The 19,648-nt window shown below is 51.3% G+C and carries 17 protein-coding genes and 1 tRNA gene; 11 read left to right on the top strand and 7 right to left on the bottom strand.

Going from position 1 to position 19,648, the window contains the following annotated elements; all coding sequences use genetic code 11:
* The first annotated feature begins 478 nt into the window (after positions 1-478).
* The 4 genes from SE18_RS20970 (at position 479) to SE18_RS20960 (ending at position 2,099) form a co-directional block, all read left to right on the top strand.
* Positions 479-1,210 (top strand): hypothetical protein, encoded by a 732-nt coding sequence (locus tag SE18_RS20970; RefSeq protein ID WP_054536431.1) that lies wholly within the window; start codon positions 479-481, stop codon positions 1,208-1,210.
* Positions 1,211-1,332: 122 nt separating this feature from the next.
* Positions 1,333-1,408 (top strand) — tRNA-Arg (locus SE18_RS20965).
* Positions 1,409-1,544: 136 nt separating this feature from the next.
* Complete coding sequence (locus SE18_RS27595) at positions 1,545-1,706, top strand: hypothetical protein (RefSeq protein ID WP_160319534.1); 162 nt, start codon at positions 1,545-1,547, stop codon at positions 1,704-1,706.
* 99 nt (positions 1,707-1,805) lie between these two features.
* A complete protein-coding gene (locus SE18_RS20960; protein WP_054536430.1) occupies positions 1,806-2,099 on the top strand; it encodes a hypothetical protein in 294 nt (97 codons plus the stop codon).
* Here SE18_RS20960 and SE18_RS20955 read toward each other — a convergent pair.
* Entirely contained in the window at positions 2,096-3,121 is a 1,026-nt protein-coding gene (locus SE18_RS20955; RefSeq protein ID WP_054536429.1) for an AAA family ATPase, read from the bottom strand. The genes SE18_RS20960 and SE18_RS20955 overlap by 4 nt on opposite strands.
* A 197-nt stretch (positions 3,122-3,318) precedes the next feature.
* Between SE18_RS20955 and SE18_RS20950 the strand changes: the two genes are divergently transcribed.
* The 3 genes from SE18_RS20950 (at position 3,319) to folK (ending at position 6,212) form a co-directional block, all read left to right on the top strand.
* Complete coding sequence (locus tag SE18_RS20950; RefSeq protein ID WP_083470057.1) at positions 3,319-4,521, top strand: leucine-rich repeat domain-containing protein; 1,203 nt, start codon at positions 3,319-3,321, stop codon at positions 4,519-4,521.
* Positions 4,522-4,608: 87 nt separating this feature from the next.
* On the top strand, positions 4,609-5,736 hold the full coding sequence (locus SE18_RS20945) for a patatin-like phospholipase family protein (protein WP_054536427.1): 1,128 nt from the start codon (positions 4,609-4,611) through the stop codon (positions 5,734-5,736).
* Positions 5,733-6,212 carry a 2-amino-4-hydroxy-6-hydroxymethyldihydropteridine diphosphokinase gene (gene folK / locus SE18_RS20940; RefSeq protein WP_054536426.1) on the top strand — a complete coding sequence of 160 codons (480 nt, stop codon included), beginning with the start codon at positions 5,733-5,735 and terminating at the stop codon, positions 6,210-6,212. Before SE18_RS20945 ends, folK begins: the two co-directional genes overlap by 4 nt.
* A 198-nt stretch (positions 6,213-6,410) precedes the next feature.
* On the opposite strand, the gene SE18_RS20935 is transcribed toward folK, so the two are convergent.
* Positions 6,411-7,874: a DNA-3-methyladenine glycosylase 2 family protein gene (locus SE18_RS20935; protein WP_054536425.1), complete on the bottom strand. Its 1,464-nt coding sequence runs from the start codon at positions 7,872-7,874 to the stop codon at positions 6,411-6,413.
* Positions 7,875-7,885: 11 nt separating this feature from the next.
* A complete protein-coding gene (locus SE18_RS20930) occupies positions 7,886-8,422 on the bottom strand; it encodes a methylated-DNA--[protein]-cysteine S-methyltransferase (RefSeq protein ID WP_054536424.1) in 537 nt (178 codons plus the stop codon).
* A gap of 263 nt (positions 8,423-8,685) precedes the next feature.
* Between SE18_RS20930 and SE18_RS20925 the strand changes: the two genes are divergently transcribed.
* Together SE18_RS20925 and SE18_RS20920 are read left to right on the top strand one after the other, a co-directional pair.
* Positions 8,686-9,336: an NAD-dependent epimerase/dehydratase family protein gene (locus SE18_RS20925; RefSeq protein WP_054536423.1), complete on the top strand. Its 651-nt coding sequence runs from the start codon at positions 8,686-8,688 to the stop codon at positions 9,334-9,336.
* Positions 9,337-9,465: 129 nt separating this feature from the next.
* On the top strand, positions 9,466-11,775 hold the full coding sequence (locus tag SE18_RS20920; protein ID WP_054536422.1) for a PPC domain-containing protein: 2,310 nt from the start codon (positions 9,466-9,468) through the stop codon (positions 11,773-11,775).
* Positions 11,776-11,871: 96 nt separating this feature from the next.
* On the opposite strand, the gene SE18_RS20915 is transcribed toward SE18_RS20920, so the two are convergent.
* From SE18_RS20915 to rlmB, 4 genes are all read right to left on the bottom strand, one after another.
* Positions 11,872-12,933, bottom strand: coding sequence for a phosphotransacetylase family protein (locus tag SE18_RS20915; protein ID WP_054536421.1), 1,062 nt, complete (start codon positions 12,931-12,933; stop codon positions 11,872-11,874).
* Positions 12,934-13,235: 302 nt separating this feature from the next.
* On the bottom strand, positions 13,236-15,329 hold the full coding sequence (gene acs / locus SE18_RS20910; RefSeq protein WP_054536420.1) for an acetate--CoA ligase alpha subunit: 2,094 nt from the start codon (positions 15,327-15,329) through the stop codon (positions 13,236-13,238).
* A gap of 66 nt (positions 15,330-15,395) precedes the next feature.
* Positions 15,396-16,073, bottom strand: a complete 678-nt coding sequence (locus SE18_RS20905; protein WP_054536419.1) for a M50 family metallopeptidase — start codon at positions 16,071-16,073, stop codon at positions 15,396-15,398.
* Positions 16,074-16,495: 422 nt separating this feature from the next.
* A complete protein-coding gene (rlmB, locus tag SE18_RS20900; protein WP_054536418.1) occupies positions 16,496-17,236 on the bottom strand; it encodes a 23S rRNA (guanosine(2251)-2'-O)-methyltransferase RlmB in 741 nt (246 codons plus the stop codon).
* 75 nt (positions 17,237-17,311) lie between these two features.
* Between rlmB and SE18_RS20895 the strand changes: the two genes are divergently transcribed.
* Both SE18_RS20895 and SE18_RS20890 read left to right on the top strand, forming a co-directional pair.
* Positions 17,312-17,719 carry a sulfite exporter TauE/SafE family protein gene (locus SE18_RS20895; protein WP_201783519.1) on the top strand — a complete coding sequence of 136 codons (408 nt, stop codon included), beginning with the start codon at positions 17,312-17,314 and terminating at the stop codon, positions 17,717-17,719.
* A gap of 161 nt (positions 17,720-17,880) precedes the next feature.
* Positions 17,881-19,518, top strand: a complete 1,638-nt coding sequence (locus SE18_RS20890) for a GAF domain-containing sensor histidine kinase (protein ID WP_054536417.1) — start codon at positions 17,881-17,883, stop codon at positions 19,516-19,518.
* The last annotated feature ends 130 nt before the right edge of the window (positions 19,519-19,648 follow it).

Genomic DNA, 19,648 nt, shown 5'->3' with positions numbered 1-19,648 from the left:
CAAAACAATCTCCGATAGCCCAAAGCCCAAAGCCATTCTTGCTCTGCACCTCTACGTTGAAGTTTTAGCCACGAATTCTAGGAATGAGAATTATTTTTTGCCCCAAATTAGCACAGATTACGATGATTATCCTGCTATGCCCCACATTTCATCCTTCATCCCTCATAATTCATCCTTTTGCTCTCTGCACCGCTGCGTTAAAAACTGATCCACGAAGCACACGAAGAAGTTGTAACCGAGAAGAACACGAAGGACGCGAAGGCTGTTTTCGCCACAGATTGGCACAGATTAGTTGGATTCTGTTGCTACTCACCAATAGCCTGCCATTCCTAACATCTATTTTGACTTTTGATTTCTGCCTTTTGCCTTCTGCCTTTCGGCATTCATCCCTCATCCTTCATCCTTCATCCTTTACTTCATATATTCTTCACAGCAATGGTTTATGCTCAATCCATATCGAAAACACAACGGAGGCTGTATGAAAACAATCGGAAAATGGCTAGCAATTGTGGCAATCGCTTTTAGCTTAGTGTTTGTTGGTGGGCGTTTAACCAACACCAGCGCCCAAACCCCAACCACGCCTGATAGCACCACAACTCAGCCAGCCACACCTGATAGCACGAGCGTCGGCCCAGGCTTCGGCCTTGGCAAGCGTGGCGGACGTGGTGGTGGTATGGGTCAACGCGGCGGCATGGGCATTCATCATCAATTGGTTGAGCAAACCGCAGCCTTGACCAAACTGACCACTGCTGATGTACACACCAAATTGGTTGAAGGCGCTTCACTGACCGAAATCGCCACCGCCAACGGCAGCAGCGAACAAGCAGTAATTGACGCAGCTGTGGCTCAATTAGAAACCAAACTGAACGAATCAGTCAGCAGTGGCAAAATTACTGAAGCTCAAAAAACCGAACGCTTGAGCAACGCCAAAACCGAAGCCCCAACCCTGATGAACCAAAAAGGCGTGGTTGGCGCTAAAGGCCCAGGTCGCGGCGGGCGGGGCCAGCATTTGCTGGTGCAAGCAACCGCTGAAGTAACGGGCTTGACCGTTGAACAAGTCAAAGCCGAAGTTCAAGCAGGCAAAACCTTGGAGCAAGTTGCACAAGCCAATGGCAAAACCGTTGACGACATTATTGCCAACTTGCGCACCAAAGGCGAAGAACGCTTGAACACCGAGCTTGAACGCGCTCGCGAAGCCTTGACCAAATAAACCAGTTCGCCCTCGGTTTCCTCCACACAGCATTGAGAACAGCCCAACGCCCATGGAATTCCATGGGCGTTAGGTTTTTAGCATTTGCAACAAAGCCTAGTTTAGGGTATTCTATAGGCGTTGCGACCGTAGCTCAGTGGATAGAGCATTGGTCTTCGGAACCAAGTGTCGGGGGTTCGAGTCCCTCCGGTCGCGCCAATAGCACCTACTTACGACCCACGTAAGTAGGGCTTTTTTTAGCTTTACAAAGCCCTAAACCAGTGTGACGCTGTTTGTCACAACAGGGTGCGATACTAGCCTTAGTTCTAACGCAATGTTAATTCGGAGGCAGGCTATGTTGAACATCCAAACCCAACCATTCAATCGCACATTGGCTCTGGCAATCATCACCGCCTTGGCCTTGTTGATTTTGGCAACCAGCCTGATCAATCCTGCGCCATTAGCAGCAGCGTTTGAGCCACAAGCCCAAGCCGTTTGCACTTTTTGTGGCCAATAAGCTTAATTGTTATTGCTTCAACACAGGGTTGTGTTTTCTATCCTCTTGCGATTGCCCCATGCTATACTTCCCCACGGCTGTTTGATTTAAGGTACCTCAATGACAATTGAATTTTGGAGTTGGCTGGCCAGCGGCGTTGTGGTGCTTGGCTGTGCTATTTTAGCTTGGCGCATCAGCAATGGGCGGCGACGGTTGATCATCTTCGCGATTTATGCCAGCTTATTTGGCCTAAACTTGGCTGGAGTTGAATTAATTGCCAGTGGACTTGATCAATTATTAGGGTCATGGCTCACAGTCAGCCCAACCAACCTAGCCCGTTTAAGGCTTGGCTTTGCTGCAATTTGGATGGTTGCTATACTCTTTGGCCTACAACGAGTGCATAAATATTCTTAGCGTCGCACGCCCGAGGCCAATTCTTGGCGCTTGTATTTGCAATGATCGCAAAAATAGACCCGATAGCCTGCCAGCATCACTTGCTCTAAGGGCCTGCCACAATGCGGGCATTCCTCGCGTACTGGGCCACGAAAGCTTGGCTTTTCTTCAGCTTGCAAATTGCTCACGAGCGCTGGTTCTGGTGGCGGCGGAAGGTCAACTGGCGTAGCAGATCGGGCAGGGTTCAACTGTTTATTAGCTGCTGGCTGAGCAAGCTGTTCAGGCATTGGCTTGGCTTGAAAATTAAACACATCGCTGAGCTTTTCGACCAAGGCAGCATAATCAATCGCCCCATTCGAGCGTGGATCATACTCATAAATCGTTTTGCCTTCGGCGGTAGCCTCAGAAAGCCGCACATTAACCCGTACAGGATCGGTGACCAAACTGCCATATTCTTCGCGCAAGCTCGCGAGTAAGCGATGCGATTGGCGATTACGGCCATCGAACATAGTTGGAATAATCATGCGTAGTGCGCCCATTGTGCCTTTGATGCGGGTGATATTCCGGCCAAGTTGGCGCAAACCTTGCAACGCCAAGTGCTCCAAGGCGGTTGGCACAATAATATCTGAGGCTGCCATAAGCGCATTTAAGTTCAGCACGGTCAACGAAGCGCTACAATCGATCAGCACAAAATCATAATTACGCACCACTGGGCGCAAGGCAATTTCGAGCACCCGCCCCCAATCTGCGCGTTTGCCAATATCCGATTGAGCCTGCAACAAGGCATCGCTAGAAGCAAGTAGGTCGATATTTGGGCGTACTTGCACGACACAATCAGGAATTTTCTTATTATCGATCAAAACATCGTACAGCGAGCGGCGGGGTTCGGCATGCCCAAAACACATACGCACATTGCTCTGTGGATCGACATCGATCACAAGCACTGAGGCACCTTTGAGGGCAAAACCGGCGGCTACATTGACTGTGGTAGTCGTCTTACCAATACCGCCCTTGAAGTTGGTGACGGCAATTACGCGAGGCATAGGATACAACTCCTGAGTAGACTGCTTGCAGTGTACGGTAGAGTGTAGGCAACGTCAAGCAGGCAGAGGCTGATGCGAACCAGCAACACCCCTTACGAACACGCTTCGTAGCCTAGCCATTTGGGGGGACTCAATCGCCAAGGGCAGTATGCTACAATGAACCAACAATGAAATAACCCGACACAGAGGTCGTTACGATGGCAAAGCTTAAAAATTACATAGTCTCCTTGGATGATGTGTCCACCGTCGAAGAACTCAAGGCCGCCTTACGTGAACGGCGTTTAGTTGGCGTGACCCAACTAACCCTCAATGGTCGCAATTGGGGTGATGCTGTCGCTCACACGTTGGCACGCTCACCACATATGGCCACAGTCCGCGTGCTTGATCTTAGCGAAAATCAATTAACTGACGACGCAGTGATCGCGCTGGCTCAATCGCCTCACTTAAGCCAATTGCGCACCCTGCGCTTGCAACGCAACCACATTGGCGATGCAGGCCTGATTGCCTTGGCCCAATCACCTCACCTCAGTAAACTCACCGAACTAGAGCTGTATCGCAATCGAATTGGCGCTGCTGGCGTGCAAGCCTTGAGCACCTCGACCAACCTAACCCAATTAACCAAGCTGCGGCTCTATCGCAATCAGCTTGGCCCTGAAGGTGGCGCAGCCTTGGTCGCAGGCAAGGCCTTGGTCAACTTGCAACTGCTCGATATTGACCACAACGAGTTGGGCGATGCTGGCATTATTGCAATCACCAAAGCCCAACATCTCAATCAATTAACTGCCCTCAACTTGAGCAACAACGCTATTGGCCCCGATGGAATTAAAGCCCTCGCCGAAGATGAGCAATTGAGCAATCTGACTCATCTTGACCTGAGCGATAATGATGTGGGTTTTGCTGGAGCCAAAGCATTGGCCGAATCGCCCTATCTGCGCAGCATTGCAACCCTCAATCTCTCATCGACCAATATTGATGCAGCAGGCCTTAGCGCAATTGCCAACTCGCCAGTGCTGGCCAACACCGAACGGCTCGATTTGCGCTCGAATGCGATTGGCGATCCAGGTTTGAGTGCCTTGGCCCAATCGGCGCACGTCACCAACCTCAAGGCCTTGTTGCTCAATGATAATGCAATTGGCGACGCTGGAGTCCAAGCCTTGACTACCAGCACAAGCTTGGGCAATTTAGCGGTGCTCTATTTGGCTGAAAATGCGATTGGCGATGTTGCTGCAACCAGTTTGGCCAATACGAGCAACCTTGGCCAGTTGCAAGAGCTTGATTTGTGGGGCAACCAACTAACTCGCAACAGCCAAGAGGCTTTTGGTCAATCGCCAAGCCTAAATAATTTGGTGCTGCTCGACCTTGGCATCAGCGACGACGACGACGAGGACGACATCTTCTAAATCGCGTGCTAATAACTGACAGATGCAAACGCCTTGCCGAACATTGAGCAATGGTGTATTTGAGTTTTGCCAAGCTGCGAGGGTGCGATGACGAAAAAAGCCTTGGTGCTTTCTGGGGGCGGTGGCCGAGGAGCCTATCACGTTGGCGTAATGCAAGCGCTAGTCGAACGTGGCTGGATGCTCGATGGCCAAGGGCCAGATATTATTGCTGGCACCTCGATTGGCGCAGTCAATGGCGCGGCCTTGGCTTCGGGCATGACTGTGGCTCAATTGCGCCAACGCTGGCTGCATATGCACTCAGAAGATGTGCAACAGCTTTCAAACGATTTGCCGACGATTAGCCGCCCGCTGATGCGCTTTTTGCTGCGCTCGATTTTGACCTCTGACGAGCATGGCGGCGACGATCAGATTGAAGCCGAAACGCCTGAGGCTGAGCGCAATTTACACAGCCCCAGCATTTGGCATAAATTTCGCAGCATTTTTAGTGCTACGCCATTCAAAAGTTTGCTCGATACCACGCCATGGCGCCGCACACTCAGCGCATGGATGAACTTCGAGCACATCAATAGCCCAGCTGCACCAACTTTGCTGCTCACCGCCACCGATGTGCGACGTGGCACGTTGCGGGTGTTTTGCAATCACAAACTCGATGGTCAAACCCAAGATCAGCTCAACATCGAGCATATTATGGCGTCGTCGAGCATTCCAGCGGTGTACCCGTGGACCCAAGTTGGCGATGATATGTATTGGGATGGCGCGGTGTTGGCCAATACGCCGCTTGGCCCAGTCATTGAGCATGCTGGCGGCGATGTAGAAATTATTGTAGTGATGATGACTCCGTGGGATGCCGACCCCAACGATGGCGACCAACATCTCGAAGCCATGCCTAGCGATTTGGCGCAATCGCTGTGGTTGACCCTTGATTGGGCGTTGTTGGCTTCGTATCGCGCATCGTTTAAGCTGCTCAAAGTTTATAACCAAATTGCTGAAGCGGCGCATCGCCTAACCGCAGCCGCCGAAAAAACTGGCGATCAATCATTGCGCTGGCCGGGCACAATGCCCTATCGCGTGGCCGAGCCATTGGTCATTGCGCCCCAAAAACTGATGCCCTTAGAATGGATCGTCGATTATGAGGGCAAAAATCATCAAGCTTTGTTCGATATGGGCTATCGCGATGCGCTGCGAGCCTTAGATCAACGACAGGGGCAAGCGTGACCATAATTTATTTAGCCATCGGCAGCAACCAAGGCGATCGGCTCGCCAATGTGCAAACTGGTTTGGCTGCCTTAGCGCCAGCTGTTCAATTAACCAGCTATTCGAGCGTGTATGAAACAGCCGCCGCCTATGTGGAAGATCAACCGCCGTTTTTGAATGCGGTGGTTGCTGGCACGACCGATTTAGCGCCGCATGCGCTACTCGCCTTGCTCAAACAAATTGAACACGCTTGTGGGCGACGGCCAGGCTTGCGCTATGGCCCGCGGCCGCTTGATCTCGATATCTTGTTGTATGGCGATCAGCAATTGCAGAGCGCTGATCTGATCATTCCCCATCCGCGGATGTTCGAGCGCGATTTTGTGCTGCGACCACTGGCTGAAATTGCCCCCAAGCTTGTCAGCTCCGAACAATTAGCCCAGGCCAGCCAAGGCAGCGTCTTGGCAATCGCCTACCCAGCCACGCAATTGCACCTGTAACCGCGAAGAACGCGAAGGGTCGCTAAGTTTAGTTCAGTGGTTCCTTGATAATTGTAAAAATCTCAGCGAACCACGAAACCCAACATTCGTGCTCTTCGTGTCCTTCGTGGTTAAAAACGTATCTTTGTGCTCTTCGTGTCCTTCGTGGTTAAAAACGTATCTTTGTGCTCTTCGTGTCCTTCGTGGATCAAAACATTGTTACATTGGCTTCAAGCGTTGCCAGAGATGAAAGGTTGCAAGGCTGCGATAGGGACTAAAGGCGGCCATCAAGGCCAGCGTTGTTGAGCGATCAGGCCGTTGCTCAAGCTGAAAAAATGCCTGCAAACTACTGGTCAAGCCACTATCGCCCACCGGCACACAATCGCTAAACCCATACGAGCGCATCAGCACATATTGGGCTGTCCATGGGCCGATGCCGCGCAAGGCCAAAAGTTCGCGCTCGATCCGCGTGGCTGATTTGCTGCCATAGCTGGCCAAGGGCAGAGTTCCAGCCACAATCGCCTGCGCCGTATCAATTAAATAGCGCGCCTTGGAATTGGAAAAGCCCAACGGCAATAATTGCTCAACGCTTAGTTCAGCCACGGCGCTCGGCGTTGGCGCAAGATAAAACTCAGCATTTAATGGTTGACCCACCAGCGCGGTCAGGCGTTGGCGCAAGCGATAGGCTACCGCCAGCGAGATTTGTTGACCCAAAATTGCCCAAACCAAGGCATCGAACGGATTATGCACCAAGGGCATGCGCAGACCGCGTTGTTGCTCAATCAAAGGTAAAAGTGCTGGCGATTTGGCAACGTGGGCCTCGAAGCGACTGGGATCGTTGCGCAAACCCAAGCCAGCAACGATATGCTGGTGAATTGTGGCATAGTCGCTTGGCGTAAGCGTTGGCTGATCCACAATTGAACATTCTGCATGCTGCTGGGTGATTGTGACGCTGAGCAAAACCCCAGTTTGCGCATTCAAACGGCACGTGCTAAGCCAAGTCTGCTCCACAACCCGATCAGTTAAGCTCAGTGGATCGCGGCCAAGCTGGCCTAAAATTTGGCGGCTTGGATAATCGTTGGGCAAGCTAAGGCTAAAATGGCCAGTTTCTGGCATGCGGCGATAATCGCTTGGCGTGAGCAACGTCTGCTTGCGAAAATTCTCGTTGAAGCTCGAAAGGCTATCAAAACCAACTTCATTGGCAATCGCAATAATCGTTTGGTCGCTGTTCAACAATAAAGCGCATGCAGCCTCAATGCGCCCATGCAACAGCAAATCTGCTGGCGTGGTGTGATAATAAACCCGCATCAATTCGAATAATTTGGTTTGGCCAACGCCAGCTGCTTGCGCCATAGCCTTAACATCGCCAAAGGCAGCAGGTTGGGCCAGCACCGATTCGATCAATTGCTCGGTTAAATGTTCCTCAGGGTCGAAGCCACGATAAAAATCATCAGGCCGACAAAGTTTGCAGGCGCGATAGCCCGCCCCTTGGGCCGCGTTCGGATTATGAAAAAACTCAACATTCTCGGGCTTGGGTTTGCGCGCCCGACAGCTTGGCAAACAATAGATGCCTGTGGTTTTGACCGCAGTAATAAATTTGCCGTTATAGCTGGCATCCGATTGCAACATATGCGCAACCATGTCGCTGTGGCTTGGGAGGGTTGGCTCAATTTCAGTTAACATTTTTGCTGCTTTCAGACTAATTCAAAACTCGTTTGCTTGGGCAGATCTTTAAATTGAGCGCCTTCGTGGCGCAACAACCAGCGTTTGCGTTCCAAGCCGCCAGCATAGCCAGTCAAGCTTTTGTTGGCGCCAATCACGCGGTGGCAGGGCAAAACCAGGCTAATTGGATTCAGGCCATTGGTCATGCCGATGGCGCGAGCGGCGCTAGGCGTACCAACTTTGGCCGCCAATTGGCCATAGCTCATGGTTTGGCCAACGCCAATTTCGCGCAGGCTCAACCAAACTTTGCGCTGAAACTCGCTGCCAGCCAGATCAACCTTAATTGGATCAAGCGCCGCCAGATCGCCTGCAAAATAGTGGGCAACTGCTGCGCTCAAATCGCTTTGCGCAGTTGGGATTAATTCAAACGAGCCATAGCGTTGGCTGAGCAAGCGTTGGCAGCGGGCTTGATTATCGCCAAAATCAAGATAAACCACGCCCTGAGGGCTACTGATAATGACCACATCGCCAATCGGCGTTGCGACTTGTTCGACCGTTAGTTGTTGCATTGCGACACTCCTGTGGTTGTGACCGATTGACTGAATTCAGTATACCGATGGTTGGGCTTGGCGGCTACCGTTTTTCTTCGCACTAATTTTGGCGCTCCGTTGGCAGTAAATCGTGCTAGGCTTAAATAAAGCTTTTGTATTTTCAAAACAAGCTGTGGATGGTGATTGATCACTACCACTGCACCCCTAATATTTAGGTTGTGGATCGCTAAGGCTCCAGGTATGAACTCTAGGCTTTAGCTTAAAAAATGAGGGAACTGCCGATGAAGATACTTATTTTTGGGGCGACTGGCATGGTTGGGCAAGGGGTGTTGCGTGAGTGTTTGTTGAATCCGGCGGTTGCGCAAGTGTTGTGTGTTGGTCGCACCCCGACTGGCCAAAGCCACCCTAAGCTTGGCGAAATCGTGCATTGCAATCTCTATGATTTAGCCTCGATTGAACATGAATTAGTTGGCTATGATGCCTGTTTGTTTTGCCTAGGAGTTTCAGCGGCGGGCATGACCGAGGCAGCCTATCGTTCAATTACCTACGATTTGACCATGCATGTGGCCCAAACCTTGGCCCGGCTTAATCCGCAATCGCGCTTTTTGTATGTTTCTGGCGCTGGAACCAATCCCAACTCGCGGACAATGTGGGCACGGGTTAAGGGTCAAACCGAGCAAGCGTTGTTGAAACTGCAATTTGAGTCCTATATGTTGCGCCCGGGCTTTATTCAACCGCAGCATGGTGTGGTTTCCAAAACGCGGCTCTATCGGCTGCTCTATCGCCTGATTGGCCCATTCTACCCCGTGTTGCAACGCTTCATGCCTCAATATGTGACGACAACTGATCAATTAGCCCAAGCCATGCTGCGCGTGGCCCAAAATGGTGGGCCTCAGCCAATTCTCGAAAACAGCATGATCAACCAGTTATAGGTCAAAGCAAGCTTAAGCGCCTGCCCCAAAATCAATATTTGACGTTATAATGGACCAGCATAGCAATGCTGCTCTTTTTAACCCTATCTCTTTCAATTAATCACCAGCCTTGAAGCGGAGAAGTTGCCTATGAAACGGATGCGTTTATTGATGTTTGTGGTGCTCTTGGCTATGTTGCTACCACTATTTTTGATAGTACCAGAGCCAGACAAAGTACATGCTGCAACCCCTAGTTTATCACTTAGCCCAAATAATCCTACTTTAACTGGCCCAGCAGGCACAAGTGTAACCTTTAGGATTATTCTCGATAACTTAGGACCAGGCACGGATTCGTTCAATATTAATTTCTCGATCGTTCCTGGCTGGAATGCTACACTTTCTGTAGGAAGTCCCGTTCCTGTTCCAAATAACGGATCGCAGGATTTTAGTCTTACGGTTGATATTCCTCCAACCGCCAATAATGGTGATGTTGCGACCCTTAGTGTTGAAGCTGCGTCAACCACGACACCTACTTCAATTGCAAGGCTTTCAGGTTTGCGAGTGCGAGTTGCACCGGCTCCCACAGCAACGCCGCTTCCAACAACAACCGCAACACTTACTCCGATTGTTTCTGGCACTCCTGTGCGGGTTTGTAATGGAAGTGGTAATACCAGAAACGATGGTTTCGAACCAAATAACACCCGTAGCCAAGCGCGCCGAATTGAAGTTGATGTGCCCCAAATCCACGCGATTTGTCCAGTTGGCGATGAAGATTGGCTCTTGTTTGGCGGTTTAGAGGGCAAAGTCTACACCATCGATGTCTCGCAAATGACCGATGGCCTTGACCTTTCGTTGACGCTTTACGATAGCAATGGCAATCAATTGGCCTTCAACGACGACTTTCCGCGCAACAACGATCCCAGCGATATCAAGCCACGGATTCAATCGTGGCGCGCGCCAGCCAACGGCCAATACTATATCAAGGTGCGCGATTCAGCAGGCCGCGGCTTTATTGATGCCCTCTACACGGTGGTGCTCAACAGCGAAAGCTATGGCCCCACGCCAACGCTCATTCCCGAAATTTGCGAAGATTTGTATGAGCCAGATGGTTTGCCGGAAATCGCGCCCTTGATTGTGGTTGGCGAAGTGCATCCCGACCATCGTCTGTGCCCACGCGGCGATGCAGATTGGGTCAAATTCTTCGGCAAAGCGGGCAAAGTCTATTCGCTGTTTACCTCGGATCTCAGCGTTGGGGCTGATACAGTGATGGTGCTCGCCGATCGTGACGGCACGACAATTATCGATTTCAACGACGATTATGAATCGGGCTTAGATTCGCGGATCGATTTCTCGCCAGTCGTCGATGGCTTCTACTTTGTGCAAGTCAAAAATGTGGGCGATGTTGGCAATCAATTTATCGATTACACCTTGACCTTCCAGATCAAGAGCAACGCCAACCAAGGCCAGCCAACGATGCAGCCAACCGCAACCTTCGATGATGGCGAAATTACGCCAACCTTCGATGAAGATGATCTGACCCCGACCTTTGATGATGAGCGCACGCCGACGACAACTGGCACGGTAACGGGCACGCCAACGCGCACGCCAACCTCGGCCTATCCAACCCCAACCAATTTTTCGAGCAACAAATTGCCAAACTTCGATACCCGCAGCAATGGCAAATTTGCTGATCCAGCCTTCAACAAGGTTTGGTCCCATGCCGATGCGCCGGTGGCCAGCGGCCAAGCTGTGCGTTCGTGGTTATGGGGGCCAAACAGCGGCCAAGCCCGCGCCGAAGTCTATGATCAATCGCCTGGTGGTTTGCGCCAAGTGCAATATTTCGATAAATCGCGCATGGAAATTAGCGATTTCGAGAGTGATCGCCAAAGCCAATGGTTTGTCACCAACGGGTTGTTGGCCAAGGAATTGATCCAAGGCCAAATTCAAATTGGCGATAGCAACTATGTGCAGCGCACCCCAGCCCAAATTAACATTGCTGGCGACTTAGGCGATGCTTCTGCTCCAACCTATGCGAGCTTTAGCAATTTGCTTGGCGCAACCAATGACCGCACAGGCAAATTTGCCGACCAGCAATTAGCGCGCAGTGGCAAGGTTAGTGCCTATGCTGGCAACCTCAACGATGCTGCCAAATTGGTGCATTATGTGCCCGAAACTGGCCACAACATTCCCAGCGCCTTCTGGAATTTTGTCAATCGCCAAGGCTTAGTCAATCAAAACGGTAAAGTTCAAGAAGGCCAAGTGATGGATTGGGTCTTTGCCTTAGGCTACCCAATTAGCGAAGCTTACTGGGCCAAAGTGTATGTTGGCGGCGTTGAACAAACAGTGCTGGTGCAAGCCTTCGAGCGCCGCGTGCTGACCTACACGCCCAGCAATCCCGCCGATTGGCAAGTCGAAATGGGTAACGTCGGCCAACACTACGAACAATGGCGCTACCGCTAGTTTAAATCCTCAGCTTCAAGGCTAAAAAACAAATTCAAGGCTAAAAAACAAACCCCCGTGTTCAACATAGAACACGGGGGTTTTTGTTGCTCAAACCTACAAGCCCAAAATCGCGTCCAAGCGTGCCCAATCGCAGCGCTCGGCCATCAGTTTGGTGAAACGTTCGAGTTTGGTGCGTTCGTGCAAGCGCACATGGCCAAACATGTTTTCAATCCGTTCAACGGCGGTCAAGGTATCATCGGCAATCGTGATGATCGGCACGTTGCGTTGTTCAGCGCGATCAATCACCGATTGTTGCGGGCGGAAGTTGCCCGTCAGCACCAAGGCGTTGGTTGAGGTTTCCAAGGCTGCTAGTTGCAAATCAGTGCGGTCGCCACCTGTGATCACAGCTTTGTTGGCACGACGCCGGAAGTGCGATAAACCCGCCTCGGCTCCCATCGCCCCAATCATCAACGACTCGACGATTTTGCCTTGGCCATATTCAGCACCAATCACGCTGCCGCCAAGCTCGCTGACCAAATCCTCAACTGGAATCCCAGAGAGCGCAATATCTTGCGGCAACAAGCCCAGCACCGCAATCCCGCGTTGCTCAAGGAAGGGCACAACATGCGATTGCACAAAATCTAGTCGAGTTTCCTCAATTTGGTTGAGAATAACGCCCTTGAGCCGTTTGCCAACGAAGCGTTGCACCGACAAAATTGCATCGACGGTCAGGGTGGTGCGATAGCGCGAAACCAACACCATCGGCGCGTCGATTAAATCGGCCACCCGATCGGCGCTGAGATCAACCAGCGCACCTTCATACCAACTATTGGTGCCTTCGACAATTGTTACTTGATGTTGGCTGCTAATTGCCTGAAACGCCTGTTGCACCGCGCCAGCCCAATCGTGCTGCTCGCCACGCAAAATGCTTTCGATGGTGGTGCGGCGCAAAAGCACTGGGGCAATTTGCTCCAACGGCTCGCTCAGGCCAAAACTCTCGCGAATAAAAGCAGCATCTTCATCAAACGCCCCTTCAGGCGTGTGAGTTACCGAAACACTGACTGGCTTCATATAGCCAGCATCAATCTGGCGATCCTTGAGTTGGCGCAGCAAGCCAGCACAAACTGCACTCTTGCCAACATATGATTCTGTTGATGCAACATACAGCGTTGCCATAACGAAACTCCTTTATCAAGTCAAAAGGCAAAAGTCAGAAGTCAAAAAACTAAACTTCGTGGTTCATCATAAACTGGCTCATGGATTTGAAAGCTATTGCTATTTCAGAATCTATTTTGCCTTTTGTCCTATGATTTTTAATTTATTTTGCCTTTTGCCCTTTGATTTTCAATTATCAAATCAAAAGTCAGAAGTCAAAAAACTAAACTTCGTGGTTCATCATAAACTGGCTCATGGATTTGAAAGCTATTGCTATTTCAAAATCCATTTTGCCTTTTGCCCTTTGACTTTTGCCTTTCAATCTATCCTTGCAGAATAATGCGGGCATCGAGCACGATTACGCCTTCGCCACGGTTGTAGACAACCAACGGATTAATATCCATTTCGACGATTTCGGGGAAGTCGCTGACTAATTGGCTGACCCGCAACACAATATCTTCGACCGCCTCTAAATCGGCGGTTTGCTCGCCCCGCACGCCCTGCAACAATGGGAACGAACGAATAGCCCGCAGTTGTTCGCGCACTTCTTCACGGCTCAACGGCGCAAGTCGAAACACCACATCTTTGAGCACTTCAACATAAATGCCGCCCATGCCCACGCCAATTAATGCCCCAAACTGCGGATCACGGCTGACACCAACCAAGACTTCGCGACCTTTGCGCGCCATCTCCTGCACCAACACCCCCCATATTCGGGCATTCGGGCTGAATTTACGCGCACGATAGGCGATCAACTCGTAGCTATCGCTGGCAGCTTGGGGGTCGGTAATGCCCACGCGCACGCCGCCAATATCGCTTTTGTGCAAAATATCGGGCGAGCTAATTTTCATCACCACCGGAAAGCCAATTTCCTTAGCGATTTCGGCGGCTTCTTCAGGCGAGCGTGCCAGCCGACTATCGGGCAAGCGCATGCCATAGGCCGCCATCACTTCGCGAGCCTCAATTTCGCCAAGCTCAACCCGCCCAGCAGCGCGCACTTGGGCAAACAAATCGCGCACATGGTCTTTATCAACATCAAAACGGGCATAGGTTAGGGCTGGTTGTTCGCGCCAGCGCCGATGTTGCCACATTGCGGCCAAGGCGGCTACAGCCCGTTCGGGAAATTCGTAGTTGGGGATTTTATGTTGATTGAGCAATTTGAGCGCTGGCTTGATGCTATATGCACCCATAAAGCTTGCCACAATCGGCTTGCTTTGGTTGGCTGAAAGCTCGGCCATGGCTTCTACCGTGGCTTCGGCTTCGCTGCCAGCTTGCGGCGTAAACAGCACCAAGACTGCATCAACATTGGGGTCGGCCAAGGCCATCTCAATCCCCGTCCGATAGCGATCGGCCTTAGCATCGCCAATCACATCGATCGGATTATAGACATTGGCGGTTGGCGGTAAGTTGGCTTGCAAGTGGCTGATGGTTGCTGGGCTAAATTCGGCCATTTGCAAACCATCGCGCTCAATTGCATCGGTGGCGATAATGCCCGGGCCACCAGCGTTGGTGACAATTGCCACCCGTGGGCCTGCCAGCAAGGGTTGATAGGCAAAGACTAAAGCAAAATCAAACAATTGCTCCATCGTGCGCGCCCGCACAATCCCGCTTTGGCCAAAGGCCGACTCATAGGCGCTTTCGCTGCCCGCCAACGAGCCAGTGTGCGAGGAAATTGCCCGCGTGCCAGCAGCCGTCGTGCCGCTTTTGATCGCGATGACGGGCATGCGTTTGGTCACTTCACGAGCGGCCTGAATAAAGCCCGGGCCATCGGAAATGCCTTCCAGATAGGCCAAAATGACTTTATTCTGCGGGTCGTTGCCCCAAGCCTGCAACAGCGCCACTTCATCAACATCGGATTTATTGCCAAGGCTGACGAAGCGCGAAAACCCAATATTGGCCTCTTTGCTCCAATCGAGGATGGCAGTACAGACCGCGCCCGACTGCGACATAAAGGCAATTTCGCCATCAGCAGGCATTAATGCTGCAAACGAAGCATTCAAATGGCTGACGGTATCAATCACACCAAGACAATTGGGGCCGACCATGCGCATGCCGTAGCGTTGCACAATCTCTACCAATTGGTGTTCAAGCTTAACCCCTTCACCGCCTACTTCCTTGAAACCTGCAGTGATCACCACTAAACCGCGCACGCCTTTTTGGCCGCACTCTTCGGCGACATTGAGCACATGTTGCGGTGGAATAACTAAAACTGCCAATTCAACATCAGCGGGAACAGCAGCGACCGACGGGTAGGCCGTTTGGCCTAAAACTGCTTTGGCTGTGGGATGAATCGGGTAGATTCGCCCTTGATAGCCATTGTCAATAACATTTTTGAGGACACGGTGACCAAGACGTGATGGATCGGGAGATGCTCCCACCACAGCCACCGATTGCGGAGCGAAAATCTCCTCCAGCATAGCGATTGCCTCCGGGTTACTTCGATCACCCCTAGAGCATATCACATCTGGCGCTGCTTGAATGGGCTAAATGTCACGGAAGTAGGCAAATCGAATCGCTTGCCACAAAATTAACAGTGCGATACCGCTCCAAACCAAAGCCCATAAAATTGCTGGCACGCCTGTCGCTTGCTGCATAATTAAGGCATCGCTGGTGACATGGCGGCGGTATGATGAGAGCCGCAGCAAATCCCATAAGCTATCGAGCGCATTTAAGATGGTCTGCACACCCAAAATCAGCAATAGCCATTCGTTCAAGTGCAAGGCCAATTTGTAGCTGGCGGCAATAAACGCACCTGCTAGCACCACGCCCACCAAAATGCCAAACAGATTACGCACAAACAAGCCACACAGCACAAACAGCGCAATCCCAATAATTAATGTCACCCGATTGGCGCTAATGCCACGAGCCGAGAGAATCAGCAAAGCTCCGCCAACCAAAGCACTGCTTAAATAACCAGCGCTCGCCACAATCCAACGAATGCCGCCAGCCGTCCAAGCCACGCCCTCGCCATTGGCATACACCTCGAAGCGATCAAATTTGCCGCCAGTCAGCAGGGTGGCAAAGCCATGTCCAAGCTCATGTACAAAAGTATTGAACAACTCAAACGGATACACCAGCCAATGCAGCACTGGCAACCGCGCGATGATCGTTGATGTTACCGCGATGGCAATCGCGATCCAAAGTTCGTTGTTGCGTAGCATGGGGTTCTCCACGGGCGATGTGATTGATCCACGAAGGACACGAAGCGCACGAAGGATAAGGCTATAGGCTTTTGGCTATAGGATGCAGATTGCAGGAATCCTTTAAAATGTTCCGCTAGCCCATAGCCAAGAGCCACACAATCTCTGCGCCTCTGCGTTGAATGATTGCTCCACGAAGGATGAGGCTACAGGCTTTTGGCTATAGGATGCACAATTGTGAGAATCCGAGAAAAATGTTCCGCTAGCCCATAGCCAAGAGCCACACAATCTCTGCGCCTCTGCGTTGAATGCTTGCTCCACGAAGGATGAGGTTACAGGCTTTTGGCTATAGGATGCACAATTGTGAGAATCCGAGAAAAATGTTCCGCTAGCCCATAGCCTATAGCCAAATTCCCTATGCTCTATGTTCTATGCTCTATGCTCTACTGTGCACGCACTCGCCAAGCGTGATAAAGAATAATCGAGCCTGCGGTGGCGGCATTCAACGAGGCAACTTTGCCGCGCATTGGCAAACGCAACAACAAATCGCAGCGCTCGCGAGTTAGGCGGGCCAAGCCAGGCCCTTCAGCGCCAATCACCAAGGCCAAAGCTCCGCGCAAATTCGCCCGATCAAAATCGACCGCCCGCTCATCGTCCTCAACGCCAGCAACCCAAATATTGTAGTCTTGCAGGTGCTTGATGGTTTGGGAAATATTGGTAATTTGGGCGACATACAAATGTTCAACCGCGCCAGCCGAGGCATTAATCACTGCTGGCGTAATGCTGGCCGAGCGCCGATCGGGAAAAATAATGCCATGCGCGCCCACAATTTCGGCGGTGCGCATCAGCGTGCCAATATTTTGCGGGTCTTGCAAGTGGTCGAAAATTAAAATTAGCGGTTGCTCGCCGCGCTCACGGGCCAGCTCGATAATATCATCAACCTCAACATACGGATACGGCCCACATTCAAGCGCAATGCCCTGATGATTGGCGCCAGCTGTGCGTTTATCAAGCTCGCCGCGCTGCACTTTGGCAACTTGAATCCGCCGTTCGCGGGCAACAGCATTAATTGCCTGCATCGATTCGCCTTCTTTGATGCCATCGGCAACCAGCAAACGACCCAATTTGCGGCGATTAGCGCGCAAGGCCTCTAAAACTGCATTTCGTCCATATAATAATTCCAAAGTAGATTCCTATTCGGTGCTAAGTTAGTTGTCGGTTTGCGCTATTATAGCGTCAAGCTGTCAATGGAGGAATCAATGGATCAGCAACCAAAGGAGCAAAAGCGCGTGATTACCCTAAGTGTTGGCATGATTATCAATCTGCTACTGATTGGCTTGGTCGCTGGGGTGGCTGGCGGAATGTTCGGGATTGGTGGCGGCGCAATTATGGTTCCGGCCATGGTCTTGTTGCTGGCGCTTGACCAAAAGTTTGCCACTGGCACCTCAATTGGCGCACAGATCTTGCCTGTTGGTTTGCTAGGCGCGTTTGTTTACTATAAAGAAGGCAATTTGGATTGGCGAGCCTCGATCATTATTGCAATTGGCTTGTTGATCGGAACCTTTTTTGGAGCCAAAATTGCTGCGCCAATTTCATCAGCAACCATGAAAAAGTTCTATGGGGCATTTTTGTTTATCATCGGCGCGCGCTATCTATTTTGGAAATAAGGCTTGGGTTGCGCGCTTGAGCATCCACGCTCAATCAGCATAACGATTAGTTGATTGAGTTTGGGTTGCTCACAATTGCTAATCCAAATCATCAATGCTCAAGGCTTGACGCTGTTGCACGGCTAGGGTAGATTGAGTTGATACTGCAAGGAGGCTCGCTAATGCCATCAATAACTCTCGATGCTCAACGCTGGCAAACATTTAGTCAGTTGCTCACCGCAACGGCCTACCAAAATCCGCAAGCATTGCTTGAATCGTTTTTGCAACGCTTAATTGAATTTTGGCCAGCCCAAGCGGGCGCATTGCTCTATATTGATCCGATGAATGCGCCGTTTTCGTTGGAGCATGGCGAATTGCCCGCTGATGGCCATGAGATGATTGAACAGGCCCGATCGGTGTTTGAGCGCACCACTGGCGGCGAGCAGGATTTAGGGGTCTATGGGATTAACGATGAGCTAGCCTTGGTCGAATTAACTTTGCGCTCTGGCGACGCTGAGGTTGGCCTATTACACTTAATCGTCGCAGCCGACCGCGTATCCCCAGAAAACGAGGGCGAATTGGCGCTACTTTTGGTGGGCGTTGCAGGCGGAGCTGCCGATCGGGTGGCCTTGCTCAACACCACCCGCAGCGAGCTTGATGAGATGAATTTGCTTTATCAAGTTAGCCAATCGATTGCCAGCGACATCGATTTGCGCAGCCTGTTGCGCACGATTATTGAAAAAGTTACCCAAATTGTCGATAGCGAAAGCGCCTCGTTGCTGTTGGTTGATGACGTTCACAAAGAGCTCTATTTTGAAACGCCATCGAGCAATAACCAAGAATTACGCTCCTATCGCATGCCAATGGACCAAGGCTTTGCTGGCTGGGTTGTAACCCACGGCCAAGGCTTGATCGTCGATGATCCGCAGAACGACGCGCGCTTTTATCGCCAAGTCGATAGCGATATTTCGCACCAAACCCGCAATATTCTGACTGTGCCAGTGCGTTCGCGCGAGCGCACCGTCGGCGTGATTCAGGCAGTCAACAAGCGCAACGGCCCGTTTACCGAGCACGATTTGCGCACGCTTTCCATGCTGGCCAACCAAGCAGCAATCTCGATTGAAAACGCCAATCTCTACACAAAACTCAAGGAAGAACGCGATCGCTTGATTCGCAAAGAAGAAGAAGTGCGCCACCAGATCAACCGCGATTTGCACGATGGCCCAACTCAATCGATCGCAGCGATTTCGATGAATATTGAGTTTATCAAAAAATTGATGCACGCAATGCCTGAGCGGGTTGAAGATGAGCTGAATTCGTTAGCCGCGTTGGTCAAAAAAACCTATCAAGAGTTGCGCACCCTGTTGTTTGAGTTGCGACCGCTGGGACTCGAAACCCAGGGCTTGATTGCAACCTTACACGAATACTCCAGCAAATTCCGCGATCCTTCGGGCATGCAAGTGCGTTTTACGCCGGGCAATTTCGTTGGCCGCTTGGCCCCGCAAACTGCCGCCGCAACCTTTATGATCATTCAAGAAGCAGTGAATAATGCCCGCAAGCATGCCAAAGCTTCGATGGTCTGGATCGAGCTGTTTCAAGATAGCGAGCGCCATATGCTGACGGCAGTTGTGCGCGATAGTGGCATCGGCTTTGATCTGCAAAGCATCACGACCTCGTATGAAGAACGTGGCTCGTTTGGCTTGTTGAATATGGGCGAGCGGGCAACCCTCGCTGGCGGCTCGTTTGAAATTCGCTCATCTGCTGGCGAAGGCACCCAAATCATCATTCGCGTGCCAATGTTGGTCGAAGATCAGAATTGATACGTTGCACTCAGCTCCAATTTATACAGGTTGGTAGCTAGTAGTGCTCAACTGTGATCGAAGAATGTCAAGTTCATCGATTAACGATTAGTAACCACTGCTTGTCCTTCAGGGGGTGCAGGGGGCTGCA

This window comes from Herpetosiphon geysericola, from assembly GCF_001306135.1.
Classification (GTDB): Bacteria; Chloroflexota; Chloroflexia; order Chloroflexales; family Herpetosiphonaceae; genus Herpetosiphon; species Herpetosiphon geysericola.
This window is presented reverse-complemented; position numbering and strand designations above follow the sequence as displayed.